We start from the raw sequence: 6,504 nt of genomic DNA on the forward strand, positions 1-6,504 counted from the left end.
CTGGAACACATGTGTTTCAATGGAACGACCCACTTCCCCGGTGATGCACTGAAGCAATACCTGGAGCGTATCGGGGTGAAATTCGGTGAGAACTTGAACGCCTATACTTCCGTAGACGAAACCGTATACAACATTTCCAATGTGCCGGTCACTACTCCGGGAGCCATCGACTCCTGCCTGCTGATTCTGCACGACTGGAGTAACGATTTGACCCTGGACCCGAAGGAAATAGACAAGGAACGCGGAGTCATCAACGAAGAATGGCGCACCCGTATGAGCGCCATACAACGCTTCCAGGAGAAGATGCTTCCAGTCATGTTCGAAGGAACGAAGTATGCCACTTGTTTCCCTATCGGAACGATGGAGGTCGTTATGAACTTCAAACCGCAAACTTTGAGAGACTACTATGAAAAGTGGTACCGTCCGGACCTTCAGGGTATTGTGGTAGTTGGCGATATAGATGTGGACGCCATCGAAGCCCAAATCAAGAAAATGTTTTCTGATATTCCCGCCCAGCCCAATGCTGCCAAACGCGAGTACTATCCGGTAAACGACAACAAGGAGCCTATTGTATTGGTTTATCAGGACAAGGAACAGTCCAATGTACAAGCCCTCATCTTCAACAAGCACGAAGCCACTCCTGACGAGCAGAAAGGCGACATGGGCTATCTGGTACAGAATTATGCAACCACGCTCATCAACAATATGCTGAATGCGCGTCTGAACGAATTGGTACAGACCGCCAATCCTCCTTATATATATGCCGCCACTTATGACGATGATTTCTTTGTTGCCAAAACCAAAGATGCCTTCACCGGTGTCGTTGTCTGCAAGGAAGATGCCATAGAAAATGGAATAGCCACTCTCCTGCGCGAAACAGAACGCGCCCGCCAATTCGGCTTTACGGAAACGGAATACAACCGTGCCCGTGCCGAATATCTGCGCCAACTGGAATCTGCTTATAACGAGCGTGACAAACGCAAGAATGAAGAGTACGTGGATGAATATGTCCGTCATTTCCTCGATAACGAACCGATTCCGGGCATCGAAAACGAATACGCCATCATCAATCAGATAGCTCCCGCCATTCCGGTTGCCGCACTGAACCAGATGATGCAAGCCCTCGTGACAGACAGTAACCAGGTAGTCGCAATTCTCGGTCCGGATAAGGAAGGATTGAAAATGCCGACAGAAGATGCAATCAAGAAGATTCTGAAAGATATTAAAGCTGAAAAACTGACTGCCTACGTAGACAAGGTGTCGGATGAACCTTTGATGGCCGAAGCCCCGAAAGGCGGAAAGATTGTATCCGAGCAGACAGATGATACATTCGGCACTACAACGCTGACACTCTCCAACGGAGTCAAGGTCATTATCAAGAAGACAGATTTCAAGGCAGACGAAATCCGCATGAAGGGAGTCAGCCTAGGCGGTAGTTCCCTGTTCCCCGACTCGGAAATCATCAACATCAACGGACTGGATGCAGTGAGTGTCGGTGGTCTGGGTAATTTCAGTGCCGTAGACCTGGAAAAAGTTCTGGCCGGCAAGAAAGCTTCCGTCAGCTATGGTATCGGTGACAAGACAGAAACCGTCAATGGCAGCTGTTCACCGAAAGACTTCGAAACAATGATGCAGCTCACTTACTTGACGTTCACCGCTCCACGCCGTGACGACGATGCCTTCGCATCCTACAAGAACCGCAACAAAGCTGCTTTGCAGAATATGGAAATGAATCCCCAGGTGGCGTTCAGTGACTCTGTCTCGGCCGGTATTTACATGCACCATCCCAGAAGAGCCAGAATAAAGGCGGACATGATTGACAAGATGGATTATGACAAGATTCTGTCCATGTATCAAGACCGCTACAAAGATGCCAGCGATTTTACCTTTATCTTTGTAGGAAATGTGAATGTGGAGGAAATGAAACCACTCATCGCCGAGTACCTGGGTTCACTGCCTGCCATCAATCGCAAGGAAACATTCAAGGACAATAAAGTCGACATGCGCCAGGGAGTTTATAAGAATGAGTTCGTAAGGAAGCAGGAAACTGCTAAAGCGTCAAATTTTGTCCTGCTGAACGGTGACTGCAAGTACGACCTGAAAAATGACATCCTGCTGGATATGACCAGCCAGATTCTTGACTTGGTTTATACAGCCAAGGTACGTGAAGACGAAGGTGGCACTTACGGTGTATATGTAGGCGGCCAGTTAAGCAAATATCCGAAAGAAAAGGCCCTTCTGCAAATTATATTCGAAACCGCTCCGGCAAAAAGAGAAAAGTTGATGCAGATTATCTTTACAGAACTCGACAACATCGCCAAAGCAGGTCCGTCGGAAGGAGACCTGAATAAAGTGAAAGAGTTCATGCTGAAAAAACACGCCGAAGACCTGAAGGAAAACAGCTACTGGCTGGGAAGCATTGACGAATACCTGTTCACCGGTATGAATCCGATAAAGGATTACGAACAGATTGTCAACAGCATCACCGTGAAGGACATCCAAAAGTTCACCGACGACTTGTTCAAGCAGAAGAATGAGATTGAGGTATCAATGATCAGTCCTGAAACTCCTGACAAAGAATAAGAGAGCCATACACACAGAAGGCTGCGTTGTTCGATGAAAGGCAGCGCAGCTTTTTTTATACAAACTCTATATATACAAATACTATGAGTCTTTTCTTAGATCTGCGCAAGCACGGAAAACTGGCAGAAAAACGAAATCCTATGTACGAAAAAAGTAAATTCGGAAAATTCTGGATGTACTTCATGTTCGTCTTCTGGGCCGGTTACTTGATATTCTTCGGTACGACCTTTGCATTCGCCTTTGACGGTGGTGCCACAGAAGCCTATCACGTAATGAACTCCGGATTGATATTTGTCCTTGTGCTGGATTTCCTGATACGCCTGCCTTTCCAAAAAACACCCACCCAGGAAGTGAAGCCCTACCTGCTGCTTCCCATCAAACGGAATCGTCTTATAGACTTCCTGCTGATCCGTTCCGGACTGGATGGCTTCAATCTGTTCTGGCTGTTTCTGTTTGTTCCGTTTTCCATCATCACCGTCACCAAATTCTATGGAATCAGTGGTGTGCTGACCTATTGCATTGGCATCTGGCTGCTGATGGTATTCAATAACTACTGGTTCTTGTTGTGCCGCACACTGATGGGTGAGCGCATCTGGTGGCTGGCATTACCGGTAGTAGTATATGGCGGCATTGCCGCCGCACTATTCATTCCGGACAACAGTCCGCTTTTCGACTGTTTTGTCAATCTGGGAGAAGGGTTCATTACCGGCAATATACTGTCATTCATCGGTGTACTGGCTGCCATCGCCCTCATGTGGTTCATCAACCGCACCCTGATGCAGAAACTCATCTACAATGAACTGAACAAAGTGGAAGATACACGGATAAAACATGTATCCGAATACAAATTCCTCGACCGCTACGGCGAAATAGGCGAATACATGAGACTGGAACTCAAGTTATTGCTACGCAACAAGATTTGTAAGCGTTCGCTCTATTCCATCACCGGTGTAGTGATAATGTTCAGTAGTATCATTAGCTTTTCCGATGTGTATGACGGAGGTCTGAGAGATTTCTTCGTCCTTTATAATTACATTATCTTCGGCATCATGTTCCTCAGCACACTGATGGGTTACGAAGGCAATTACATTGACGGACTGATGAGCCGCAAGGAATCTATCTACTCGCTGCTGCGTGCCAAATACATACTGTACAGCATTGCATTGCTCATTCCTACGATTCTGATGATTCCCGGTATGGTTACCGGGAAGGTATCCGTACTCGGTTGCATTGCATGGCTGATATTCATTCCGGGAGCCGTATACTGCTGTCTGTTCCAACTGGCAGTCTACAACAACAAGACTACCGACCTGAATTCAAAGATGACCAGCCGGCAGAATATAGGCACCGGTCTGCAGAATCTGATTTCAGGAGGTGCTTTCGGCATACCTTTACTGCTGCTTTTTGCACTGAATGCCATCTTTGGCAAAGAGGTCACCCCCTGGATACTTATCGGCATCGGCGTGGCATTCATCGCCACTTCCAAATTCTGGCTGATGAATGTATATCACCGACTCATGAAACGCCGCTACAAGAATATGGAAGGCTTCAGGGACAGTAGACAGAAATAGAAATCATTAAACATCAATCACTAACATGATACGCATCAACAATTTACAAAAGAATTTCGGCACAAAAAAAGCCGTAGATATAGAGAACTACACCATCGGGCAAGGCGATATGCTGGGACTGGTAGGCAACAACGGTGCAGGCAAGACCACCCTCTTCCGGCTTATTCTTGACTTACTGCAGGCAGACCGGGGCAATGTAACCATCAATGACATTGACGTCAGCAAAAGCGAGGACTGGAAGAACTTCACGGGAGCCTTTATAGACGACGGTTTCCTGATAGACTACCTCACCCCCGAAGAATACTTCTACTTCATCGGTAAGATGTACGGTCTGAAGAAAGAGGAGGTAGACGAACGCCTGCTTCCCTTCGAACGCTTCATGAACGGCGAAGTGATGGGGCAGAAAAAATTCATACGCAACTATTCTGCCGGAAACAAGCAGAAAATCGGCATCATCTCCGCTATGCTACATCACCCGCAACTGTTGATTCTGGATGAACCGTTCAACTTCCTTGACCCCAGTTCACAGTCTGTAATCAAACACTTGCTGAAAAGATACAATGAAGAGCACGGAGCCACCGTCATCATTTCCAGCCATAACCTGAATCACACAGTGGACGTTTGTCCACGTATTGCATTGTTAGAAAACGGTGTTATTATCCGCGATATACGAAATGAGAACAACTCTGCCGAGCAGGAATTGGAAGCTTACTTCAACGTCGGTGTGGAGGAAGAAGCCGTGGTAGAAGAAACGGTAGTAGAAGCAGCCGTAGAAGAAATAACGGAAAAAGAAGATAAAACGGTAGAAGAAAAAAATTCGGAAGCATGAAAAAATATCTTTCTTATATAGTAGCTCTTACCATCATATTGATAGGCTTAAGTTCCTGCCATACTTCCGCGCCACGCCTGGACTACAAAGCCCTGGCGCAGGCATCCGTCCGTTTGGGAGTGGATATTGAACTGCAGGACAACCACAAGCTATACATCCATGCCTCCGAATGGATAGGCACCCCCTATCGCGCAAGTGGCGACAGCAAACGTGGAACGGACTGCTCCGGACTGGTATCGCAACTGTATAAGAAAGTTTACCACACCCGTCTGTCGAGAAGCACAGACGGGCAACTGAAAGAGAGCAGTAAAATCTCCCGCCGCAACTTGCGTGAGGGAGATTTGGTGTTCTTCACCAGCCGTGCTTCCCGCAAAAAAGTGGCACACGTAGGCATCTACCTCAAGGACGGCAAGTTTATACATGCCAGCACCAGCCAGGGAGTCATAGTCAGCAACCTCCGGGAAAAATATTACACCCAACACTGGCTCTGCGGAGGAAGAATAAAATAATACTAATTTTTCCCTTCTTGTGATTTTCTTTACTCTGTCCCGACTGATAGTCCAGAAACTATTAAAAGAAGAAAACAATGAAGAAACTTTTAGGCATCCTCTTATTCATCAGCATTGCGCTGAGCGCCAATGCACAACTTTTATGGAAAGTATCCGGTAAAGGATTAGAGAAACCATCCTATATTTTCGGTACTTATCACCTCTCTCCACTCAGTATAAAGGACAGCATTGCCGCCATGCCGCAGGCCATGAGCGAAACCGCCCAAGTCTACGGGGAAGTTGTGATGAGCGAAATGGCGACTCCCGCCTTCATGCAAAGCATGCAACAGCAGATGATGATGCCCAAAGACACCACGCTGCAAAGCCTCTTTACTCCCGAACAATACGAAGAAGTAGGCAAAGCCATCAAGGAAAACATGATGGTGGACATTGCCATGCTGGCACAACTGAAACCGGCTGCCATCAACCAGCAGCTTGTCGTCCTGCTCTACATGAAACACACTCCGGGCTTCAACCCGCAAGAACAGCTTGACACTTACTTCCAGCAGCAGGCCGCACAGCAAGGCAAGAAAATTGGCGGTCTGGAAACAGCCCAGTCACAAATAGACATTCTGTTCAACAGCCAGACGCTGCAACGCCAGGCAAGCCTCCTCTACTGCGCCATCAGCGACATTGAGAAAGGTATCGACCAAAGCAAACGCCTGATTACCGCTTATGAAAAGCAAGACCTGGACGCCATGTTGCAACTGATGGAAGAGCGCGACGGCAATTCATGCGACCCGCTGCCCGGTGAGATGGAAGCCATGCTGGATAACCGCAACAAGGCATGGGTTGAAAAGATGCCTGCCATCATGACGGAAGCCCCCACCCTTTTCGTAGTCGGTGCCGGACACCTGCCCGGAGACAATGGAGTGTTGAACCTTCTGAAACAACAAGGATATACCATAGAAGCCATGAAATAAATCCTCTAACAATTCTCTCTAACAACAACTTTTAATGGCAGACTATACAA

The 6,504-nt window shown here is 47.3% G+C and carries 5 protein-coding genes; all 5 read left to right on the forward strand.

Features of this window, described 5'->3' with window-relative positions; genetic code table 11:
* A partial coding sequence (locus ABUA47_RS22015; RefSeq protein ID WP_349832053.1) for a M16 family metallopeptidase occupies window positions 1–2,583 on the forward strand: 2,583 nt, incomplete at its 5' end.
* An 83-nt stretch (window positions 2,584–2,666) separates the two neighbouring features.
* A complete protein-coding gene (locus tag ABUA47_RS22020) occupies window positions 2,667–4,154 on the forward strand; it encodes a DUF5687 family protein (protein ID WP_005835497.1) in 1,488 nt (495 codons plus the stop codon).
* Between the two features lie 25 nt (window positions 4,155–4,179).
* Complete coding sequence (locus tag ABUA47_RS22025) at window positions 4,180–4,983, forward strand: ABC transporter ATP-binding protein (protein ID WP_005828854.1); 804 nt, start codon at window positions 4,180–4,182, stop codon at window positions 4,981–4,983.
* Window positions 4,980–5,492, forward strand: coding sequence for a C40 family peptidase (locus ABUA47_RS22030; RefSeq protein WP_035449945.1), 513 nt, complete (start codon window positions 4,980–4,982; stop codon window positions 5,490–5,492). The genes ABUA47_RS22025 and ABUA47_RS22030 overlap by 4 nt, the downstream gene beginning before the upstream one ends.
* A gap of 77 nt (window positions 5,493–5,569) precedes the next feature.
* Window positions 5,570–6,454 carry a TraB/GumN family protein gene (locus ABUA47_RS22035; protein WP_009037042.1) on the forward strand — a complete coding sequence of 295 codons (885 nt, stop codon included), beginning with the start codon at window positions 5,570–5,572 and terminating at the stop codon, window positions 6,452–6,454.
* The last annotated feature ends 50 nt before the right edge of the window (window positions 6,455–6,504 follow it).

It is taken from the genome of Bacteroides sp. RTP31139st1_H2_RTP31139_211217, assembly GCF_040227615.1.
In the GTDB taxonomy this organism is placed as follows: domain Bacteria; phylum Bacteroidota; class Bacteroidia; order Bacteroidales; family Bacteroidaceae; genus Bacteroides; species Bacteroides uniformis.